Source organism: Mycolicibacterium aubagnense (genome assembly GCF_010730955.1).
GTDB classification, from domain to species: Bacteria; Actinomycetota; Actinomycetes; order Mycobacteriales; family Mycobacteriaceae; genus Mycobacterium; species Mycobacterium aubagnense.
In genome coordinates this window covers 5,212,693-5,232,394 of record NZ_AP022577.1, presented here as the reverse complement: position 1 = coordinate 5,232,394, position 19,702 = coordinate 5,212,693, and the positions used below count along the sequence as shown (strand labels likewise).

Below are 19,702 nucleotides of genomic sequence, written 5' to 3'. Positions count from 1 at the left end.
GGGCACCCATGTGCTGGAAATGCGACCACCCGGAAGCCACCGTGGCCGACTGGATTGCCTACATCCGCGGCAAGATCGATCGCCGCGGATGGGCGATTCAATACGTGGAGGACGGTCTCAGATCGTTCGCCTACACCATCGGGCTACACGGATTCGGACTACCCGAGTTGCTCATCACTGGCGTGGTACCGGCCTCCGCAGCCCAACTGCTCAACCACGTCGCGGAGCGGGCGATAGTCGATGGGGTGCCTCCACCGGGAGTCCACCTGGCAACCGAGGGTCCGCCCTTCGTCGAGATCGTCGAAGTTGACTGTCCCCCGGCCCATATGGGAATGGCCAGCGCCATCCAGGGATACGGCTACTCGGCACGCCAATTGGTCTGGGCTGACGCGCACGGGGTGCTGCCGTGGGATGCCGACTTCGATCACGGTCGCACCCGCCAGCCCGTGTTCGGGATCAGGGCGAACCGGCATTGCGCTTGACGTGGTGCCGAACGCCGAGTGGCCAACTCGTGCCCGAGAATCAAGACAACGCGTGCAATAGAGCCCCCGCAAGCGGGAGGTGGCCCCTAAGCCGGCTCGGCGGAGTTCTAGCCGACGCCCCGGTTCAGCCAGCTGACCTCGCCGACCTCGGCGCCGCCGCCACGATACGGCTCCAGAGCCTCGTCCCAGGCGGTGCCGAGCACCGTGTCGAGTTCGGCGGCGAGCGTGTCGGCGCCGGAAGCCATCAGGGTGCGCAGGCGCTGCTCGCCGACCATGGTGTCACCGTTGGCGCTCATCGAACCGCTCCACAGGCCCAGGGTCGGGGTGTGGCACCAGCGGTGGCCGTCGACACCGGTACTCGGGTCCTCGGTCACCTCGAAGCGCAGCACCGACCACGAGCGCAAGGCGCTGGCAAGTTGGGCTCCGGTGCCCACGGGCCCCGTCCAGTTGGTAATGGCACGCAACTGACCGGGCATGGCGGGTTGGGGCGTCCACTTGAGGTTCGCCCGCGCCGACAGGGTCGACGAAAGTGCCCACTCCACGTGCGGGCATACCGCCGCGGGAGAGGCATGGATATACACCACGCCCGTCGTCGCGTCGGCGAGTTGGTTCGACGCACGCATCATCTGCTCCTTCAGCTCCACGAGGGACGTCTTCCCCAACGACCTGGTGATGCCGAAATGTTGCAGTTGTTTAGTGCGTGTCTATTGTGCCCCGTGAGACACCTGTTGCGCTAGTCTGTCGCACAATCTCTCAGGGCAGCCTCAGAATCGAGCACAAACCCGCCGTCGCGCGGAGCACCAGCTCGCATCTATCTTCTAACGGTGACTGCCCTGGACCGGTTCTTCGAGATCTCCGCGCGCGGCTCGACCGTGGCCGCCGAACTGCGCGGCGGAGTGGTGACCTTCATCGCGATGGCGTACATCATCGTGCTGAACCCGATCATCCTGTCGAGCACGGCAGATATCGCCGGACACAAGCTCGCGTTCAGCCAGGTCTCCGCGGTGACGTCACTGGCAGCCGGCGCCATGACCGTCCTTTTCAGCGTCGTGGCCCGCCTACCCTTCGCGTTCGCCGCCGGCCTGGGCATCAACTCGTTCCTGGCCAGCTCTGTGGTGGGTGTCCTGACCTGGCCGGAGGCCATGGGGCTGGTCGTGATCGAAGGCCTCATCATCGTCGCGATGGCGGTCACGGGCCTGCGGCGCATGATCTTCGACGCCGTACCCATGCCGCTGAAACTGGCCATCACCGCCGGCATCGGGTTGTTCATCATGTTCATCGGTCTGGTCGACGCCGGCTTCGTCGCGTCGACGGGCCATCCGTCGCCTCCGCTGGGTCTGGGCGCCGGCGGCACCGGCTCGGTTCGCGCCATCCCGACTCTGGTCTTCGTGTTCACCCTGCTGACCTCGGGCGTCCTCGTGGCCCGCAAGGTGCGCGGCGGCATCCTGATCGGCCTCATCAGCGGAACTGTGGTCGCCGCTGCAGTTGAAGCCATCTGGCACCTCGGCTCGGCAACGCAAAAACCCGGCGGCTGGAGCCTGTCTGTCCCGACGTTGTCCGGCTCCCCGTTCGCGGTGCCCAACCTGTCGCTGATCGGCCAGGTCGACTTCGGCAGCTTCGGGCGGATCGGCGCGATCGCCGCACTCATGCTGGTGTTCACCCTGCTGTTCACCAACTTCTTCGACGCCATGGGCACCATGACCGGCCTGTCCCGGCAGGCCGGCCTGGCCGACGAACACGGCAACTTCCCGCGGCTGCAGTCCGCCCTGGTGATCGAGGGCACGGGCGCGGTGGTCGGCGGCGCGGTGTCGGCATCGTCCAACACGGTGTTCATCGAATCGGGCACCGGCATCGGCGAAGGTGCCCGCACCGGCCTGGCCAGCCTGGTGACCGGTGGATTGTTCTTGGCCGCAATGTTCGTGACGCCGCTGACGGAGATCGTGCCCACCGAGGTCGCGGCGGCCGCGCTGGTGATCGTCGGCACCCTGATGGTCTCTGTCCTGCGCGAGATCGATTTCTCCGACTTCTCGGTCGCCCTGCCCGTCGTGCTGACGGTGGCCGTCATGCCGCTGTCCTACTCGATCGCCAACGGCATCGGCGTCGGCTTCATCGCCTGGGCGGTGCTGCACGCGGCGTCGGGCCGCATCAAAGAGATCAGCCCGCTGCTGTGGGTGGTGGCCGTCGGGTTCCTGCTATTTTTCGCCCGCGGCTGGATCGACAGCATGATCGGCGTCGTCCACTAAGCCGGCTGCCAAAGGCCGCCGCTAGGAACGGAACTCGCGCAGGACCGCGGCCGACACGTCCGGCCACACCGCATGCGTCCAGTCCCCGAAGTCGCGGTCGGTCAGCACGACCAGCGCCAGATCCGCTTCCGGATCGACCCAGAGGAACGTGCCCGATTGGCCGAAGTGGCCGAACGTGCGCCCCGAATTGGTCGCGGCCGTCCAGTGCGGGCTCTTGCCGTCCCGAATCTCGAAACCCAGACCCCAGTCGTTGGGCCGCTGCGGGCCGAACCCGGGCAGGACCCCGTCCAGCCCCGGGAACTGCACCGAGATCGCGTCGGCGTGCATGGGCGTCGAGACCAGAGTCGGACGCAGCAGCTCACGGGTGAAGGCGGCGAGGTCGGTCACCGTCGACCAGGCGCCGTACCCGGCGGTGTCGGCCCCACCCGGCAGGTCGGAATCGGCCATGCCGAGCGGCTCGAACACCGCTTCACGCAGGTACTGACCGAACTCGATGCCGGACTCGTGTTCGAGCACCTGCGCCAGCACCGCGAACCCGGCGTTGGAGTAGATGCGCCGGCTCCCCGGTGTGGCGATGACGTCGGGGGTCTGCATCGCCAGCCCCGAGGTGTGTGCCAGCAGGTGTCGCACCGTCGATCCAGGTGGGCCGGCCGGGGTGTCCAGTTCGACGACGCCCTCCTCGACGGCGATCTGCGCGGCACGTGCCACCAGCGGCTTGGTCACCGAAGCAAGCCGGAACGCGCGGTCGACGGGTCCGTGTGCGGCGACCGGGCCCGCCGGCGACACCACCGCGGCCGCGGCATGCGGTACCGGCCAGGAATCCAACAGCTCGAGTGCGGTCACATGCACGACACTGTCATAGGTCACGCTGCCGATGGGCGACGGCCGAAACGCCGTCGATCAGACATTTGTATGGACACAATTCCGGCTCTGCTCCGAGGCATTAGGTTATAGCCATGAGTCAGACAGTGCGTGGTGTGATTTCCCGGGCCAAGAAGCAGCCCATCGAGTTGGTCGACATCGTCATCCCCGACCCCGGACCGGGCGAGGTCGTGGTCGACATCATCGCCTGCGGCGTGTGCCACACCGACCTCACCTACCGCGAGGGCGGCATCAACGACGAGTACCCGTTCCTGCTGGGCCACGAGGCCGCCGGCACGGTCGAGTCGGTCGGCGACGGCGTAACCCACGTCGCCCCAGGCGATTTCGTGATCCTCAACTGGCGGGCCGTCTGCGGCGAGTGCCGGGCCTGCAAGCGCGGCCGGCCGCACCTGTGCTTCGACACGTTCAACGCCACCCAGAAAATGACGCTGACCGACGGCACCGAACTGACCCCCGCACTGGGCATCGGCGCCTTCGCCGACAAAACCCTCGTGCACGAGCGCCAGTGCACCAAGGTCGATTCCGAAGCCGACCCGGCCGTCGCCGGCCTGCTGGGCTGCGGCGTGATGGCCGGCATCGGCGCCGCCATCAACACCGGCAACGTCACGCGCGACGACACCGTGGCGGTCATCGGCTGCGGCGGTGTCGGTGACGCAGCCATCGCCGGCGCGGCGCTGGTGGGCGCCAAGCGGATCATCGCCGTCGACACCGACAACAAGAAGCTGCACTGGGCCCGCGAGTTCGGCGCCACCCACACCATCAACGCCCGCGACCTCGACCCGGTCGAGACCATCGTGGACCTGACCGACGGCTTCGGTGCCGACGTGGTGATCGACGCGGTCGGCCGGCCCGAGACCTGGAAGCAGGCGTTCTACGCCCGCGACCTCGCGGGAACCGTTGTCCTCGTTGGTGTCCCGACACCCGACATGACCCTGGAAATGCCGCTGGTGGACTTCTTCTCCCGCGGCGGCGCCCTCAAGTCGTCCTGGTACGGCGACTGCCTGCCCGAGCGCGACTTCCCGACCCTGATCAGCCTGTACCTGCAGGGCCGGCTGCCGCTGGAGAAGTTCGTCAGCGAACGCATCGGGCTGGACCAGATCGAGGACGCCTTCGGCAAGATGCACAGCGGCGAGGTGCTTCGCTCGGTGGTGGTCCTGAAGTGACTGCCATCGCGCGGGTTGTCACCAGCGGCACGTTCAGCCTGGACGGCGGCACCTGGGACGTCGACAACAACATTTGGATTGTTGGCGACGGCGGTGCATCCGGCGACGTCGTGGTATTCGATGCCGCCCACACCGCCGCACCCATCATCGATGCCGTCGCCGGCCGCAACGTTGTCGCGGTGGTCTGCACCCACGGCCACAACGATCACATCACCGTCGCTCCGGAGCTGTCCGCGGCGCTCGACGCGCCGGTGTTGCTGCACCCGGCCGACGAGATGCTGTGGCGGGTTGTCCACCCGGACAACCCTTTTCACACCGTGGGCGACGACCAGGTGCTCACCGTCGGCGGCCTGCAGATCAAGGCGATCCACACGCCCGGGCACTCCCCCGGCTCGGTGTGCTGGCATATCCCCGAGCTCGGCGCGGTGATCTCCGGCGACACTCTGTTCCACGGCGGGCCGGGCGCGACCGGCCGTTCGTACTCGGACTTCCCGACCATCCTGGCGTCGATCTCCGAGAAGCTCGGCAAACTACCCGGCGACACGGTCGTCTACACCGGGCACGGTGACACCACCACCATCGGCGGCGAGCTGGTCAACTACGACGAATGGGTGGCCCGCGGCAGCTGAGCTGCCAATCGGGCAGCGGCCACTGATCCGGCCCGCGTTCGAAGCGCGCCACACAGCTCATGGCGCTACCGTGAGACATGCCCGAGTCCAGTGTGGTGGTGCAGCCCGACCCGCTCGGGAGCTCGCGCCTGCAGACCGCCGGACTCCGCACGGCGACAAAGCTTTTCGAGCAGGCTGCGGCCGTGGTCCCGCTGCCGGCGGCACCACGTCCGGTGGTGATCGCCGAGTACGGCTGCGGCAATGCCCTGGGTGGCCTGCTCCCGATCGGCGCCGGTATCGCCGCGCTGCGCAAACGCGTGCGGCCCGAGCACCCCATCATGGTGACGCACACCGATATCCCCGACAACGATTTCAGCACCCTTTTCCGGACGTTGCGCGACGACCCGTTCAGCTACCTGCGCGCCGACCGGGCCACGTTCGCATCGGCGGTGGGACGGTCGTATCTCAGCCAGATTCTGCCGTCGGACAGTGTGCACGTGGGATGGTCGGCATGGGCCATTCACTGGCTCAGCCGCATGCCGGCCGAGATTCACGATCACGTCCAGGCGTCCTATAGCGGCGACGCGCAGGTGCGCGCCGCGTGCGCCCGGCAAGCGGCGCACGACTGGCACGAATTCATCGCATTCCGCGGCCGCGAGTTGAGTCCGGGTGGCTGCCTGGTGATCACGACGATGGGCCAGCACGACGACGGGCGCCTGGGCCTCGAGCCACTGTTCGACGGGCTCATGCACGCGCTGGCCGACTTACACGCCCAACGGCTCGTCACCGCCGACGAACTGCGGCGAATGCACCTGCCCATCGCGGGCCGGAGTATTGCCGACTTCCGGTCGCCGTTCGCCCCGTCGGGGCGCTTCGAGCGACTGCAGATCACCCACCTTACGGTCGCCGACGAACCGGACCGTTTCTGGCTTCAGTACCAGAATGACCGTGATGCATTGGCTTTCGCGAAGAGCTGGGTCGGCTTCACCAAGGCCGCGGTGTTCGACTCCCTGCTTGACGGGCTGGACCCGGCCGCCCCGGGGCGACGCCGTCAGCTCGCCGACGCCCTGGAGGCCGCGCTGATCGACCTGCTGTCCACCGCGCCCCAACCCATGCCGATTCCGGTGGCACACATCGTCGTTCAGAAACAGCCGCGCTGACGCCTAGACGAAGACATCCAGGATCAGCACCATGGCCAGGCCGACCACCGAAAGCACGGTCTCCATGATCGACCAGGTTTTGATCGTCTGCCCGACGCTGAGTGTGAAGTATTCCTTGACCAACCAGAAGCCCGCGTCGTTCACGTGCGAGAAGAACAGTGAGCCGGCGCCGACGGCCAGCACCACGAGCGACAGCTCGCCCGTCCCCAGTTCCTGAACCAGGCCCAGCACCAACGACGACGCGGTGATGGTGGCGACGGTGGCCGACCCGGTGGCCAATCGGATCAGGACCGCGAGCACCCATGCCAGCACGAGCACCGAGATGTGCACGCCTTCGGCCCAGCGCGCCAGCATCGTGCCGATCCCGGTGTCCACCAGTACCTGCTTGAACCCGCCGCCGGCGGCGACGATCAGGAAGATGCCCGCGACCGGAGGCAGGCTCGACTCGATGCACGTGGTGATAGCGCTGCGATCCATCCCCGCACCCCGGCCGAGGGTGACCGTGCCGACGACGACGGCGATGAGCAGCGCCACCAGCGGCGTGCCGACGGCGTCGAAGGTCCGGCGGAACCACTGGGTCTTGTCGTCGATGAAGATGTCGACCAGGGCCTTGCCCAGCATCAGCGCGACCGGCAGGAGCACCGAGCCCAGCGTGACGCTGAAGCGGGGCCGTTTGCCATGTGCCCGAAGGGTTTCCGGATCGGTGGCGAAGGTGTCCGGAGCCGCGACGACGACCCACTTACCGGCCAGCCGGCCGAACAGCGGGCCCGCGACCACGACGGTCGGGACCGCGACGAGAACGCCGAGGCCGAGCGTGACGCCGAGGTCCGCGTTGAGCAGCCCGACAGCGGTCAACGGCCCGGGATGCGGTGGCACGAAACCGTGCATGGCCGACAGGCCCGCCAGCGCCGGGATGCCGATGGTGATCAGCGACTGTTGCGAACGTCGGGCCACCAGGTAGATGACCGGCATCAGCAGGACAAGGCCGATCTCGAAGAACATCGGCAGCCCGATGATCGCGCCCACCAACGCCATGGCCCAGGGCAGCGCGCGGGGCGACGCGGCCCCGACGATGGTGTCGACGATCTCGTCGGCCCCACCCGAGTCGGCGAGCAGTTTGGCGAACATCGCACCGAGCGCGATCAGGATGCCGACGCCGGCCGCCGTGGCGCCGAATCCGTCGGAGAACGACGTGAGGACGGCGGTGAGGTTCTCTCCGGCCGTCAGACCCACCGTCAGGCCGCCGAAGATCAGAGACAGGAACGGGTGCAGTTTGACCAGCGTGATGAGGACGACGATGACGCTGATGCCGGCCACGAACGCCAGGATCAGCTGGGGGCCCGACGCGACGGGCTCGACGAGCTTGGGTGCATCGGCCAGCAATGTGGCGGCGGCGCCCATCAGATGTTCTCCCCGTCGCTCCGCTCGCCCCGGTGGTCGCCTCCGGTGCGCGAAATGTATTCGTCGACGATCGAATCGATGCTCTGCGCAACGTCGATGACGACGCCGCCTTCATCGGCTCGCAGCGGTTCCAGGGTGTCGAACTGTGAGGCCAACAGCGACGCCGGCATGAAGTGGCCGGGCCGGCTGGCCTGCCGGGCACCGATGACCTCGGGAGTGCCGAACAGGTGCAGGAACCTCGTGCCCGGGCAGTGGCTCCGCAGCTGGACGCGGTACTGGTATTTCAGGGCCGAACAGCTCATCACGCCGCCGTCGCCGCAGTGCTCCGCGAGCCACTGGCCGATGGTCTCGAGCCAGGGTCGGCGATCGTCGTCGTTAAGTGGATGACCCGCCGCCATTTTCGCGATGTTGGCGGCGGGATGGAAGTCGTCGGCATCAGCGAACGGCACGCGGAGCCGCTGCGCGAGAGCCGCGCCGACAGTGGATTTGCCGGATCCTGAAACGCCCATGACGACGATGGGTGATGGCATCTTCTGCACCCGCCCCTTGCTGTGGTTTGACTCACACAGCGTGACCTAAAAGTCTGACTATTGCAATAGTTGTGCGCTAAAAATCATTTCTAAACCAATTCAGATGAGTTATGACAGGATGTTATCTGTGTCTACGTCCTCAAACGTCAGCGCGCTGCATGACAACGTGCTGAGCGCGCTGGGGACCGCGGTGGTGTCCGGAACGTACGCCCCCGGCACGGTGATCACCCTCGAAGGAGTGAGCGCAGAACATGGCGTCTCCCGCAGTGTGGTGCGGGAAGTCATCCGGGTCCTGGAATCGATGGGCATGGTCGCCTCGCGCCGCCGGGTCGGCATCACCATTCAGCCCGCCGCCAATTGGAATGTGTTCGACCCCAGATTGATTCGCTGGCGCCTCGACTCCGGCGATCGCGCCGCGCAGCTGATGTCGTTGTCGGAGTTGCGCCGCGGCTTCGAACCCGTAGCGGCCGCACTCGCCGCCGAGCGCGCGAACCCGCACCAGTGCCGCATCATGGCCGCCGCCGTGTCGGACATGGCGGTGCACGGGCGCGACGGCGACCTCACCGCATATCTACAGGCGGACAAGGTCTTTCATCAGACCCTCCTGGAGGCCAGCGGCAACGAGATGTTCCGCGCGCTGAACGCGGTGGTGTCCGAGGTCCTGGCCGGACGCACCCACCACGGCATGATGCCCGACTCCCCCAATCCGGCGGCCATCGCGCTGCACGACGAGGTGGCCCGCGCCGTGCGGCTGCGCGATTCAGCCGGTGCCGAACGCGCGATGCGCGCCATCATCGACGAGGCCGCGGCAGCGGTCGCCGGGGAGCCGGGTCCGGTCTCACCGACCGTCAGCGGCAGCGCTTGAGGCCGTCGTTCGGGTCGCAGTACAGCGGGTACTGCTGTACCGGAATCGGCAGTGGCTTCTGGTATTCCAGACGGAAGGATTTCTTGTTCATCGCCGCCTGCACACCGCACTGGTCGGAGTTCAACGTGGTCCGGGTACCGGTCCAGTTCACGTCGTCGAACTCATAGGTCTCGACGACCTTGGACTTGCTGCCGTCCGGGCAGGTGAATCCCGCGAGGTCCGTCTGGGTGAACGCCCAGTGCCCCTCGCCGCCGGTCTGGCGGGCGTCACCGCCATAAATGGCGCCGTACTGGTCAGGTGCGATGTGCAGCAGGCACGCCACGGGCAGTTCCATGTTGTTGCGCAGATCGCCCACAGTCGGGGTGCAGACGGGCCAGATGGTCCACACGCCGACCGGCGTGCCCTCCTGGATGAACGTGTAGATGCCCTCGGGCAGCCGGATGTCAGCATGTGCCGGCGCAGCTGCCGAGAAGAGTGCGCCCGCTGTGGCGAAACCGAAACTCGAAACCATAGCGAGAACACGTTTCATTTTCACCGCCCGAGTATCGCAGGCGACTCGCCCGCAGCGTGAGAAAGTCACCGTATGAGTTCATTCAGCGGGAAAGTTGCGTTGATCACCGGCGCCTCGGCCGGCCTGGGCGCGGCCACGGTCAAGGTTTTCGCCGAACGCGGCGCATCGGTCTTCGGCATCGCGCGCGACGCCGAACGGATGACGGAGGTGTTCGCCGATGCCTACGGCCAGAAGTCGGACGGCGCGTTCTCCGCGGTGGACATCAGCACAGCCGACGCCTGCCGGCAGGCGGTCGACGACTGCATCGCCAAGTTCGGCCGACTGGACATCCTGGTCAATGTCGCCGGTTTCCACGTGATGCGGCACACGGCGACAATGACCGACGACGACTGGGACCGCGACCTCGCGGTGAATCTGAACGGCCCGTTCTACCTCACGCGCGCAGCGCTACCGCAACTGCTGGAAAACGGCGGCAACATCGTCAACGTCTCCTCGATCGCCGGTGTCGAAGGCGAGATCTACTCGGCCGGCTACTGCGCCGCCAAGCACGGGCTGATCGGTCTGACGCGCGCGCTGGCCGTCGAGTACACCAAGGAAAAACTGCGCGTCAACGCGGTGTGTCCGGGCGGCATGCTCACCGCGCAGGTCACCGAGTTCGCCGCGCCGGAGAACGCCGACTGGGACCTGATCATGCGCATCGCCGCGCCGCGCGGCTTCATGGAACCGCGCGATGTGGCCAACGTCATCGCCTTCCTGGCCAGCGACGACGCCGCCGCGATCCACGGCTCGGTGTACCGCGTCGACAACGGCAAGGGCCCGGCCTGACGGTCTACGGCGAACCGTCAACCGGTGTTCACGTGGCAGACGTACCGGGGCGGTTCAATCCGTGAATGACCCACTTCGACGCCGCTGACGACCGGGACATCCGGGCCGGGCTGCACACCGACGAACTGCGCCAGGCGGTCGAGGACCACCTGCTCTACTCCATCGGCCGGCCGGCGTCGGTGCTGACGCCCGAGCACTACTACCGGGCACTGTCTCTGGCGGTGCGCGACCGCATGCAGGAACGGTGGATGGCGAGCACCCAGGCGTTCCTGGACCTGTCCCGCAAGGTGACCTGCTATCTGTCGGCCGAGTTTCTGATGGGTCCGCAGTTGGGCAACAATCTGCTGAACCTCGGCATCGAGCGGCAGGCCCGCGAGGCCCTGGCCGCCCTCGGTCATGACCTCGACGAGGTGCTGGCGTGCGAGCAGGAGCCCGGTCTGGGCAACGGCGGGCTCGGCCGCCTGGCGGCGTGCTACCTGGATTCGCTCGCCACGCTGGAGCGTCCGGCCATCGGTTACGGCATCCGGTACGAGTTCGGCATCTTCAAGCAGGAAATCCAGAACGGCTGGCAGGTCGAGAAGACCGACAACTGGCTGGTCAACGGAAATCCGTGGGAGATCGCCAAGCCGGACGTGAATTACCCGGTGCAGTGGGGCGGGTACACCGAGGCCTACCTGGACGACGGCGGCGACTACCGGGTGCGCTGGATTCCCCGGCAGGTGCTCAAGGGCATCTCGTTCGACACCCCGATCCAGGGCTACGGCGTCAACACCTGCAACACCCTCACGTTGTGGAGCGCACGGGCGATCGAATCCTTCGCCCTGGACGCATTCAACAGTGGCGACTACTACCGCGCAGTCGAGAACGAGGTGAGCTCCGAAACCGTCACCAAGGTGCTCTACCCCAATGACGAGCCGGAGGCCGGCAAGCGACTGCGCTTGCTGCAGCAGTACTTCTTCGTGTCGTGCTCGCTGCAGGACATCCTGCACATCTTGGAGGATCTGGCGGGCTTGCCCGTTGCCGCGCTGCCCGAGCAGTTCGCCCTGCAGCTCAACGACACCCACCCGTCGATCGCCGTCGCCGAACTCATGCGGCTCCTGGTCGACACTCGCGGACTGGCGTGGGACGAGGCCTGGCGCATCACCGTCGCGACCCTCGGCTACACCAACCACACACTGCTACCCGAGGCGCTCGAAACCTGGCCGCTGGCCATGTTCCAAGAGTCGCTGCCCCGCCATCTGGAGATCATCTACGAGATCAACCGCCGGTTCCTCGACGAGGTCGCCGCGAAGTTCCCAGGGGACACCGAGCGGTTGCGCCGCATGTCACTCATCGGCGAGGACAACGGCAAGAGCGTGCGGATGGCGCATTTGGCGACGGTCGGCAGCCACGCCGTGAACGGTGTCGCCGCGCTGCACAGCGAATTGCTGAAGTCCAGCGTGCTGAAGGACTTCTACGAGCTGTGGCCGGAACGATTCAGCAACAAGACCAACGGTGTCACGCCGCGCCGGTTCCTGGCCCTCGCCAATCCGGGGTTGCGGGCCCTGCTCGACACGACCGTCGGCCCGGGCTGGCTGACGGATCTGAGCAAGCTCCGCGAACTGGAGCCGTTCGCCGACGACGCCGCCTTCGGCGCGAAGTGGCGCGCGGTCAAGCGGGCCAACAAGGCCCGGCTGGCGGACTATATCCAGACCAACACCGGTGTCGAGCTCAACCCGGACTGGCTCTTCGACATTCAGGTCAAGCGAATCCACGAATACAAGCGGCAGCACCTCAACGTGCTGCACATCGCCACGCTCTACCACCGGCTCAAGCAGAACCCCGACCTGCAGATCGCCCCGCGCGCGTTCGTGTTCGGCGGTAAGGCCGCGCCCGGCTACTTCATGGCCAAGCGCATCATCAAGCTCATCAACGCGGTGGCCGAGACGGTGAACGCCGACCCGGTGGTGAGCCGGTTCATGAAGGTCGCGTTCGTGCCGAACTTCAACGTGCAGAACGCGCACCTGATCTATCCGGCCGCCGACCTGTCCGAGCAGATCTCCACGGCCGGCAAGGAAGCTTCGGGCACCGGGAACATGAAGTTCATGCTCAACGGCGCACTGACCATCGGCACGCTGGACGGCGCGAACGTCGAGATGCGCGACGAGGTGGGCGCGGAGAATTTCTTCCTGTTCGGCTTGACCGAAGGTGAGGTCGAAAAGGTGAAGGCCGCCGGCTACCGCCCGGGCGACTACATCGAGCGCGACATCGACGGGGGCGCGGAACTGCGGGCCGCGTTGGACCTGATTGCCGACGGCACCTTCTCCGCCGGTGACACGGACGTCTTCCGGCCGTTGGTCGATTCACTGCGATTCGACGACCCGTTCCTGGTGCTCGCCGACTACGCGTCGTACGTCGCCTGCCAGGACCGGGTCGACGCCGCGTGGCACAACACCGCGGGGTGGACGCGGATGTCGATCCTGAACACCGCACGCAGCGGGAAGTTCTCGTCGGACCGTGCGATCACCGAGTACTGCGACGACATCTGGGATGTCTCGGCGCTGACGGTGCACTAGCGCACCGTCAGGGCCGACGCCCGGAACTACTGGGCGAGCGCGACCAGCAGGCCGTGCTTGTCCGGGCAGTACGTGTCGAACGACGCGTTCAGGAACTGGTAGACCTGCTGCTCCGAGCTGCTGTTGCGGGGCAGGTTCTTCTTCAGGAACGCCGCCGAGTCGGTGGCGCTGTGGTCGACGTTGTTGTCGAGCCGCTGGCAGGTGATCTTGCCGATCCAGGCGTTGTAGTCCTTGGGACCGTAGATCCCGTAGGTGTGCAGCTGGTTGGCGAAATCGGTGTCCGGGTCGGCCTGCGCGGGGACGGCCATCCCGACAGCAAGGGCGGCTGCGGCGATTGAACCGGCTACCCCGGCCAGAGTGCGTGCCTTCATGTGACGGAGTCTATTCGTGCTGGTTGCCATCTGCCCCTGCTCCCTCGAACAGTCGTCGCCGCCTGTTCAATCCCATTGACCTGCTGTGCATTTGGTTCGATCTGCTGCGGGTAACCGGCTACGGTGGTACGGGCCACCCACAGCGGAGGTTTCCCATGATTAACTTAACTGGTCTAATCTAACACTTAAATGACCTAACCTGTCGCGGTCAGGGTCCGGGAAGCGGGGAGTAGATAGTGCGGTCGACCATGGTGTACGCAGCATGATCGGCAATGCGCTCAAGAAGGCGTGGATCCCGCTGCTCATCGTCGCCGTCGCCCTCGTCGCCGGCTTCACTGTGCATCGCGTGCGCGGCTACTTCGGCCAGAACCCCGTCATCGTCACCCCACGCAACTTCGCCGACGACGCCAAACCGTTCAAGCCCAAGGTCGTCACCTACGAAATCACCGGCGAACCCGGCGCCTACGCCGACATCAACTACCTCGACCTGGACGCCAAGCCGCAGCGCGTCGACCACGCCATGCTCCCCTGGAAACTCGTCCTGTCCACAACCGCACCGGCAGCGTCGCCGAACATCGTCGCCCAGGGCGACGGTGACTCCATCACCTGCACCGTCCACGTCGACGACGAACTGAAAGACACCCGCACCTCCACGGGCGTGCACGCCCAGACCTTCTGCCTGGTGAAATCTGCATGAGCCACCCCGTGAACAACACTGCCGATGAACCGACAGCGGTCATCCCCAAAGCCGGGCAGCCACCCCACCGGTCGCGCATCGCCCGCCTGATCCGCAAGTTCGCGATCCCGGTGATCCTGTTCTGGATCGGCGTCATCATCTTCCTCGGCAGCGCCGTCCCGTCGCTGGACGAGGTCGGCAAGATGCGCTCGGTCTCGATGTCGCCCGATCAGGCGGCGTCGGTGATCGCGACGAAGCACGTCGGTGAGGTTTTCCAGGAGTTCAAGTCGAACAGCTCGGTGATGATCGTGCTGGAGAGCGATCAACACCTCGGCGCCGAGGCACACGCCTACTACGACGAGATGATCAAGAAGCTCGAGGCCGACACCGGGCACGTCGAGCACATCCAGGACTTCTGGAGCGACCCGCTGACCGCGGCCGGCTCCCAGAGCAACGACGGTAAGGCCGCCTACGTGCAGGTCTACCTGCGCGGTAACCAAGGTGAGGCGCTGGCCAACGAATCCGTTCAGGCCGCGCAGGACATCATCAAGGGCATCAAGACGCCGCCCGACTTGAAGGTCTACGTGACCGGTCCGGCAGCGCTGGCCGCCGATCAGCACATCGCCGGCGACCGCAGCGTCAAGATGATCGAGGGCGTCACGTTCCTGGTCATCATCGTCACCCTGCTGCTGGTGTACCGGTCATTCATCACGGTGCTGCTGACCCTGATGATGGTGGTGCTCGAGCTGTCGGCAGCGCAGGGCGTCGTCGCGGCGCTGGGCTTCTACGACATCATCGGCCTGTCGACCTTCGCCACCAACCTGCTGGTCACCCTGGCCATCGCGGCAGCCACCGACTATGCGATCTTCCTGATCGGCCGGTACCAGGAAGCGCGCGGCGCGGGCGAATCCCGTGAAGACGCGTACTACACCATGTTCGAGGGCACCGCCCACGTCGTGCTGGGTTCCGGCCTGACCGTCGCGGGCGCCACGTTCTGCCTGCACTTCACCCGCATGCCGTACTTCGTGTCGCTGGGCGTGCCGCTCGCCATCGGCATGGTGACCGTGGTGTTCGCCGCCCTGACGCTCGGCCCCGCGGTGATTTCGGTGGCCAGCCGGTTCCGCAAGACGCTCGAGCCCAAGCGCGCAATGCGGGTTCGCGGCTGGCGCAAGATCGGTGCCGTCGTGGTCCGTTGGCCGGCCCCCATCCTGGTCGGCACCATCGCCCTGTCACTGGTCGGCCTGCTCACGCTGCCGGGCTACCAGCCCGCCTATAACGACCGGCTCTACCTGCCCGCCGACATCCCCGCCAACGAGGGCTATGCGGCGGCGGACCGGCACTTCTCCGCGGCGCGGATGAACCCCGAGTTGATGCTCATCGAGAGCGACCACGACCTGCGCAACTCCGCCGACTTCCTGGTGATCGACAAGATTGCCAAGGCCATCTTCAAGGTCCCCGGGATTTCCCGGTCGCAGACCATCACGCGCCCTGAAGGAAAGCCGATCGAGCACACCTCGATCCCGTTCCTGATGAGCATGAGCGGCACCTCGCAGAAGATGAACGAGAAGTACGCGCAGGACTCGATGGCCAACATGCTCAAGCAGGCCAACGACATGCAGACCAACATCGACACGATGAAGAAGATGCAGGGCATCACCACCCAGATGGCGGCCGTCACGCACAGCATGGTCGGCAAGATGGTCAACATGACGCTGGACGTGGCCGACCTGCGTAACCACATCTCGGACTTCGACGACTTCTTCCGGCCGATCCGCAACTACCTGTACTGGGAACCGCACTGCTACGACATCCCGGTCTGCTGGTCCATGCGCTCGATCTTCGACACCCTCGACGGCATCGACACCATGACCGACGACATCCAGAACCTGATGCCGGACATGCTGAAGCTCGACAAGCTGATGCCTCAGATGGTCGCGCTCATGCCCGAGATGATCTCGACGATGTCGCGCATGAAGCAGTACATGCTGACCATGTACCAGACCCAGAAGGGTCTGCAGGATCAGATGCAGGCGCAGCAGGACAACGCCAGCGCAATGGGCGAGGCGTTCGACAACTCCCGCAACGACGACTCGTTCTACCTGCCGCCCGAAGTCTTCGACAACGCCGAATTCAAGCGCGGCATGAAGAACTTCATCTCGCCCGACGGCAAGGCGGTGCGGATCATCATCTCGCACGAGGGCGAACCGATGAGCGCCGAAGGCATCTCGCACATCGACGCCATCAAGAACGCCGCCAAGGAGGCCATCAAGGGCACTCCCTTGGAGGGCTCCAAGATCTACCTCGGCGGCACCGCAGCCACCTTCAAGGACCTGCAGGAAGGCGCTGACTACGACCTCCTGATCGCCGGAATCTCCGCCCTCGCACTGATTTTCGCGATCATGCTGATCATCACGCGATCCGTGGTGGCCGCTGCGGTCATCGTGGGCACCGTGGTGTTGTCCCTCGGCGCATCGTTCGGCCTGTCGGTTCTGTTGTGGCAGCACCTGATCGGGCTCAACCTGCACTGGATGGTCATCGCGATGGCGGTCATCATCCTGCTGGCCGTGGGCGCGGACTACAACCTGCTGCTCGTCGCCCGGTTCAAAGAAGAGATCCATGCCGGGCTCAACACCGGCATCATCCGGTCCATGGGCGGCACCGGCTCCGTCGTCACCTCGGCCGGCCTGGTGTTCGCCTTCACCATGATGTCCATGGCGGTCAGCGAGCTGCACGTGGTCGGTCAGGTGGGAACAACCATCGGTCTGGGTCTGTTGTTCGACACGTTGATCATCCGATCTCTGATGACGCCGGCCATCGCCGCCCTCATGGGCAAGTGGTTCTGGTGGCCGCAACGCGTGCGTCAGCGTCCGGTGCCCGAGCCGTGGCCGCAGCCCAAGCAGACCGGCGAACTGCAAACAGCCTCCAGCAGCACTGGTATCTAGGAAACAGGAGTAAGGACTATGGTCGAGATCATGCGTGGTCTGAAGCGTGCCGGCATGGCGGTCGCAGCCCTGGGCGCGGTCGCGACGACCCTCGCCGGACCGGCCGCGGCCGATGCCAGCGACGATTACCCGATCCCCCACCGCATCATCGTCACCACCTGTGACGCCGAGCAGTACCTGGCCGCCGCCCGCGACACCAGCCCGGTCTACTACTCGCGCTACATGATCGACATGCACAACCGTCCGGCCGACATCCAGCAGATGGCCCAGGACCGCATCCACTGGTTCTTCTCGCTCGATCCCGTCGGCCGTCGCCAGTACTCCGAAGACACCGCCACCAACGTCTACTACGAGCAGGTGGCCACCCACTGGGGCAACTGGGCCAAAATCTTCTTCAACAACAAGGGCGTCGTCGCCAAGGCCACCGACGTCTGCATGAACTACCCCAAGGGCGACCTGTCCGTCTGGGATTGGGCGCAGTCTCCCTAGCGATTTGTGCACGGTTTCCCGCGCCTCCCGCGGAAAATCGTGCACAAATCACTGCGCGTGCAGTGCGGTGACCATGTCCTGCACGTCCTCGGGGCGCTGTTCGTAACCCGGGAAGTAGCAACAGATTTCGTCGACGTGTCCGCCGAACCGCCGGCCGATCTCGGCGGCACACTCCTCCGGGGTGCCGACAATGCCGATGGTCCGGACCATGTCGTCGCTGATCAGCGCCCGCATGCTGGCGAAGTCACCGACCTTGGACATGGCATTGAGCGCGGGCTGGAGATCGGCCCAGCCCTCGGTTTCCAGCACCGGCAGATAAGCGGGCGTGGAGCCGTAGAACGCGATCAGCGTGGCGACGCCATTGATCGCGGCGGTCAGGTCCTCCTCGGTCCGTCCCACCGCCACCATGGCCTGAGCAATGATCTGCAGATCGCCCGGCACACGCCCGGCCCGCTGCAACCCCTCCCCTACTGCCGCCAGCGTCCGGTCCGCGAAATGTCGGGCACTGTGGAACGGCATCACCAACAGCCCGTCGGCGACCTGCGCGGCCGTGCGGGTCATGATCGGACCCAACGCGCCCATGAGCACAGCGGGCGGCCCGAACGGGTTCGGGCCGGGGTTGAAGTTCGGCGGCATCAGGGTGTGGGTGAAGTGCTTGCCGCGAAAATTCAACGGCGCCTTGCCCTCCCAGCAGTCGAAGATGGCCTTGATCGCGGTGACGGTCTCGGCCATGCGTTCGGCGGGCTTGGCCCATTGCGCGCCGTAACGCTTTTCGATGTGCACCTTGATCTGCGAGCCCAGACCCAGCCGGAACCTTCCCCCGCTGTAGACCTGCAGGTCGTAGGCGGCGTGCGCGAGATGCAGCGGGCTGCGCGGGCCCGCGATCGCGACGTTGGTCATCAGGTCCAGGTCGGCGACGCCGGCCGCGGCAACCAGCGGCAGGAACACGTCGTGCGGGCCTTCGAAGGTGAACACCCCGTCGGCGCCGAGCCCGGCCAGTTCGCGGGCATGGTCGGCCGCCCGATGGGGCGCTCCGTCGATCTGGAGTTGGACGCGCATGGTTACCGACTTCCGTATTCAGACATCCAGAGGTTCCTCGCTACCGTGGTCCGACGTAATCCAGAATTGCCGCGATCACCTCGGCCGGGCGGTCGACCTGAAGGAAATGTCCTGCGCCACCGATGGTTTGGACCACCGATCCGGCCGGCAAGGCCTGCGACAGCTGTTCGGTGTACCCCATCTGCATGGCGCCGTCATCGGTACCGTGCAGGTAGAGAATCGGGACGCACGGCAGCTCCCACAGGTAGCGTTCGAACTCGGCGTACGGTCCGTTGACGTCACCCGGGCGAACCAGCGCCCGGTAGTAGCCGACCGCGGCTGCCCGACGTTCGGGGGTCGGGAGTGCGGCGAGGGTGTTGGCGACGTCCTCGGCGACGTCGGTACCGGCCGGCGACCAGTCCTGCCAGAGCCGCGGAATGACCCGGTGCAGGGTACGTTCCGGCAGGCCGGGGAGCTGAAAATACATGATGTACCAACTCATCCGGAGCTGGATCAGGCCCATCCGGACGGTGCGGGCCACACCGAACCGGGCCTCGCTCATCGCCGCCAGCGGCGGCACGGACATCGACACCACCGAACCGAACGGCGAATTCGGATACGCGGCAACGGCATTGGCGGCGAAGGCGCCCCAGTCGTGACCAACCAGCACCGCGTCGGGTCCACCACCCAATGCGTCGTAGAGATCCAGCACGTCGGACACCAGCGCGCCCACGTGATAGTTGCCGTCGGCCGGCACCCCGCTCGGTGCATAGCCGCGCATGAAGGGCGCCACCACGCGGTAGCCCGCCTCCGCCAACAGCGGGGCAACCCGCCGCCAGCTGTGTGCGCTGTCCGGAAAACCGTGCAGACACAACATCAATCGTCCATCGGGTGGCCCCCATGCCAGCGCTTGCATCCGCAGGCGCGGCAACGCGAGGTCCAGGGTCTCCTGATTGGCCAT

General features: G+C 66.1%; 19 protein-coding genes. 11 read left to right on the top strand and 8 right to left on the bottom strand.

The window, feature by feature from the left end; all coding sequences use genetic code 11:
• The first annotated feature begins 41 nt into the window (after positions 1-41).
• A complete protein-coding gene (locus G6N59_RS25000) occupies positions 42-482 on the top strand; it encodes a DUF4262 domain-containing protein (RefSeq protein ID WP_234884147.1) in 441 nt (146 codons plus the stop codon).
• Positions 483-589: 107 nt separating this feature from the next.
• Here G6N59_RS25000 and G6N59_RS24995 read toward each other — a convergent pair whose 3' ends face one another.
• On the bottom strand, positions 590-1,105 hold the full coding sequence (locus tag G6N59_RS24995; RefSeq protein ID WP_138229596.1) for a DUF3145 domain-containing protein: 516 nt from the start codon (positions 1,103-1,105) through the stop codon (positions 590-592).
• Between the two features lie 201 nt (positions 1,106-1,306).
• Between G6N59_RS24995 and G6N59_RS24990 the strand changes: the two genes are divergently transcribed.
• The gene (locus G6N59_RS24990; RefSeq protein ID WP_138229595.1) at positions 1,307-2,725 is read left to right on the top strand and encodes an NCS2 family permease; all 1,419 of its coding nucleotides are present in this window, start codon (positions 1,307-1,309) and stop codon (positions 2,723-2,725) included.
• A 21-nt stretch (positions 2,726-2,746) separates the two neighbouring features.
• Here the strand turns inward: G6N59_RS24990 and G6N59_RS24985 are convergent, their stop codons facing one another.
• A complete protein-coding gene (locus tag G6N59_RS24985) occupies positions 2,747-3,568 on the bottom strand; it encodes a serine hydrolase domain-containing protein (RefSeq protein ID WP_138229594.1) in 822 nt (273 codons plus the stop codon).
• Between the two features lie 113 nt (positions 3,569-3,681).
• Here G6N59_RS24985 and G6N59_RS24980 point away from each other — a divergent pair, with 113 nt between their 5' ends.
• From G6N59_RS24980 to G6N59_RS24970, 3 genes are all read left to right on the top strand, one after another.
• Positions 3,682-4,770, top strand: coding sequence for an S-(hydroxymethyl)mycothiol dehydrogenase (locus G6N59_RS24980; RefSeq protein ID WP_138229593.1), 1,089 nt, complete (start codon positions 3,682-3,684; stop codon positions 4,768-4,770).
• Positions 4,767-5,399, top strand: a complete 633-nt coding sequence (locus G6N59_RS24975; protein WP_138229592.1) for an MBL fold metallo-hydrolase — start codon at positions 4,767-4,769, stop codon at positions 5,397-5,399. The genes G6N59_RS24980 and G6N59_RS24975 overlap by 4 nt, the downstream gene beginning before the upstream one ends.
• 77 nt (positions 5,400-5,476) lie before the next feature.
• Positions 5,477-6,538, top strand: a complete 1,062-nt coding sequence (locus G6N59_RS24970) for a class I SAM-dependent methyltransferase (RefSeq protein WP_138229591.1) — start codon at positions 5,477-5,479, stop codon at positions 6,536-6,538.
• Positions 6,539-6,541: 3 nt separating this feature from the next.
• Here G6N59_RS24970 and G6N59_RS24965 read toward each other — a convergent pair whose 3' ends face one another.
• Both G6N59_RS24965 and G6N59_RS24960 read right to left on the bottom strand, forming a co-directional pair.
• Positions 6,542-7,939, bottom strand: coding sequence for a GntP family permease (locus tag G6N59_RS24965; protein WP_138229590.1), 1,398 nt, complete (start codon positions 7,937-7,939; stop codon positions 6,542-6,544).
• The gene (locus tag G6N59_RS24960; RefSeq protein ID WP_138229589.1) at positions 7,939-8,469 is read right to left on the bottom strand and encodes a gluconokinase; all 531 of its coding nucleotides are present in this window, start codon (positions 8,467-8,469) and stop codon (positions 7,939-7,941) included. Before G6N59_RS24960 ends, G6N59_RS24965 begins: the two co-directional genes overlap by 1 nt.
• 127 nt (positions 8,470-8,596) lie before the next feature.
• Here G6N59_RS24960 and G6N59_RS24955 point away from each other — a divergent pair, with 127 nt between their 5' ends.
• Positions 8,597-9,334: a FadR/GntR family transcriptional regulator gene (locus G6N59_RS24955; RefSeq protein WP_407665783.1), complete on the top strand. Its 738-nt coding sequence runs from the start codon at positions 8,597-8,599 to the stop codon at positions 9,332-9,334.
• Here G6N59_RS24955 and G6N59_RS24950 read toward each other — a convergent pair.
• The gene (locus G6N59_RS24950) at positions 9,318-9,845 is read right to left on the bottom strand and encodes a hypothetical protein (protein ID WP_138229587.1); all 528 of its coding nucleotides are present in this window, start codon (positions 9,843-9,845) and stop codon (positions 9,318-9,320) included. The genes G6N59_RS24955 and G6N59_RS24950 overlap by 17 nt on opposite strands.
• 72 nt (positions 9,846-9,917) lie before the next feature.
• Between G6N59_RS24950 and G6N59_RS24945 the strand changes: the two genes are divergently transcribed.
• Positions 9,918-10,670 carry an SDR family NAD(P)-dependent oxidoreductase gene (locus G6N59_RS24945; RefSeq protein ID WP_138229586.1) on the top strand — a complete coding sequence of 251 codons (753 nt, stop codon included), beginning with the start codon at positions 9,918-9,920 and terminating at the stop codon, positions 10,668-10,670.
• A gap of 65 nt (positions 10,671-10,735) precedes the next feature.
• Positions 10,736-13,225, top strand: a complete 2,490-nt coding sequence (locus G6N59_RS24940) for a glycogen/starch/alpha-glucan phosphorylase (protein WP_138229585.1) — start codon at positions 10,736-10,738, stop codon at positions 13,223-13,225.
• Between the two features lie 26 nt (positions 13,226-13,251).
• Here G6N59_RS24940 and G6N59_RS24935 read toward each other — a convergent pair whose 3' ends face one another.
• Entirely contained in the window at positions 13,252-13,596 is a 345-nt protein-coding gene (locus G6N59_RS24935) for a DUF732 domain-containing protein (RefSeq protein ID WP_138229584.1), read from the bottom strand.
• Positions 13,597-13,858: 262 nt separating this feature from the next.
• Between G6N59_RS24935 and G6N59_RS24930 the strand changes: the two genes are divergently transcribed.
• From G6N59_RS24930 to G6N59_RS24920, 3 genes are read left to right on the top strand one after another with little or no spacing between them, the layout of a single operon-like run.
• On the top strand, positions 13,859-14,293 hold the full coding sequence (locus tag G6N59_RS24930; RefSeq protein WP_163911711.1) for an MmpS family transport accessory protein: 435 nt from the start codon (positions 13,859-13,861) through the stop codon (positions 14,291-14,293).
• Complete coding sequence (locus G6N59_RS24925) at positions 14,290-17,214, top strand: MMPL/RND family transporter (protein WP_138229583.1); 2,925 nt, start codon at positions 14,290-14,292, stop codon at positions 17,212-17,214. The genes G6N59_RS24930 and G6N59_RS24925 overlap by 4 nt, the downstream gene beginning before the upstream one ends.
• 30 nt (positions 17,215-17,244) lie before the next feature.
• On the top strand, positions 17,245-17,703 hold the full coding sequence (locus G6N59_RS24920) for a DUF5078 domain-containing protein (RefSeq protein WP_170313191.1): 459 nt from the start codon (positions 17,245-17,247) through the stop codon (positions 17,701-17,703).
• Positions 17,704-17,751: 48 nt separating this feature from the next.
• Here G6N59_RS24920 and G6N59_RS24915 read toward each other — a convergent pair whose 3' ends face one another.
• Together G6N59_RS24915 and G6N59_RS24910 are read right to left on the bottom strand one after the other, a co-directional pair.
• A complete protein-coding gene (locus G6N59_RS24915; protein ID WP_138229582.1) occupies positions 17,752-18,762 on the bottom strand; it encodes a TIGR03617 family F420-dependent LLM class oxidoreductase in 1,011 nt (336 codons plus the stop codon).
• Positions 18,763-18,802: 40 nt separating this feature from the next.
• Positions 18,803-19,702, bottom strand: a complete 900-nt coding sequence (locus G6N59_RS24910; protein WP_138229581.1) for an alpha/beta fold hydrolase — start codon at positions 19,700-19,702, stop codon at positions 18,803-18,805.

Coding starts and splice junctions, on each gene's coding strand:
- G6N59_RS24995 (WP_138229596.1), bottom strand. CDS start 1,105: ATGCGTGCGTCGAACCAACTCGCCGACGCGACGACGGGCGTGGTGTAT.
- G6N59_RS24980 (WP_138229593.1), top strand. CDS start 3,682: ATGAGTCAGACAGTGCGTGGTGTGATTTCCCGGGCCAAGAAGCAGCCC.
- G6N59_RS24970 (WP_138229591.1), top strand. CDS start 5,477: ATGCCCGAGTCCAGTGTGGTGGTGCAGCCCGACCCGCTCGGGAGCTCG.
- G6N59_RS24965 (WP_138229590.1), bottom strand. CDS start 7,939: ATGGGCGCCGCCGCCACATTGCTGGCCGATGCACCCAAGCTCGTCGAG.
- G6N59_RS24960 (WP_138229589.1), bottom strand. CDS start 8,469: ATGCCATCACCCATCGTCGTCATGGGCGTTTCAGGATCCGGCAAATCC.
- G6N59_RS24950 (WP_138229587.1), bottom strand. CDS start 9,845: ATGGTTTCGAGTTTCGGTTTCGCCACAGCGGGCGCACTCTTCTCGGCA.
- G6N59_RS24945 (WP_138229586.1), top strand. CDS start 9,918: ATGAGTTCATTCAGCGGGAAAGTTGCGTTGATCACCGGCGCCTCGGCC.
- G6N59_RS24940 (WP_138229585.1), top strand. CDS start 10,736: ATGACCCACTTCGACGCCGCTGACGACCGGGACATCCGGGCCGGGCTG.
- G6N59_RS24935 (WP_138229584.1), bottom strand. CDS start 13,596: ATGAAGGCACGCACTCTGGCCGGGGTAGCCGGTTCAATCGCCGCAGCC.
- G6N59_RS24930 (WP_163911711.1), top strand. CDS start 13,859: ATGATCGGCAATGCGCTCAAGAAGGCGTGGATCCCGCTGCTCATCGTC.
- G6N59_RS24925 (WP_138229583.1), top strand. CDS start 14,290: ATGAGCCACCCCGTGAACAACACTGCCGATGAACCGACAGCGGTCATC.
- G6N59_RS24920 (WP_170313191.1), top strand. CDS start 17,245: ATGCGTGGTCTGAAGCGTGCCGGCATGGCGGTCGCAGCCCTGGGCGCG.
- G6N59_RS24915 (WP_138229582.1), bottom strand. CDS start 18,762: ATGCGCGTCCAACTCCAGATCGACGGAGCGCCCCATCGGGCGGCCGAC.
- G6N59_RS24910 (WP_138229581.1), bottom strand. CDS start 19,702: ATGGCCAATCAGGAGACCCTGGACCTCGCGTTGCCGCGCCTGCGGATG.